Source organism: Aliivibrio sp. A6 (assembly GCF_028765505.1).
Taxonomy (GTDB): domain Bacteria; phylum Pseudomonadota; class Gammaproteobacteria; order Enterobacterales; family Vibrionaceae; genus Aliivibrio; species Aliivibrio finisterrensis_A.
Genome location: NZ_JARACR010000161.1, coordinates 1 through 257, shown reverse-complemented (window position 1 = coordinate 257; position 257 = coordinate 1). Strand labels below are relative to the sequence as shown.

Below are 257 nucleotides of genomic sequence, written 5' to 3'. Positions count from 1 at the left end.
ACTTAATTACAGCCTGAGCTGTTTTGTTTTACTTTTTCAAAAGTAAAAATAAATTAAGCTAAATCAGTCAGCTTTCCAAATTGTTAAAGAGCAATTGTTTTTCAACCTAATAAAAGGTTTCGAAACCATTTTTAAAGACTCTCATCAGCTTTTGCTTCAAAGAACACTTAAAAATGGTGGAGCTATGCGGGATCGAACCGCAGACCTCTTCGCTGCCAGCGAAGCGCTCTCCCAGCTGAGCTATAGCCCCACATAAC

General features: G+C 38.5%; 1 tRNA gene. It reads right to left on the bottom strand.

The annotated features are described in order from the left end of the window. Positions 1 to 174: 174 nt before the first annotated feature. Positions 175 to 250, bottom strand: a tRNA-Ala gene (locus PVK70_RS19005). Positions 251 to 257: the final 7 nt, after the last annotated feature.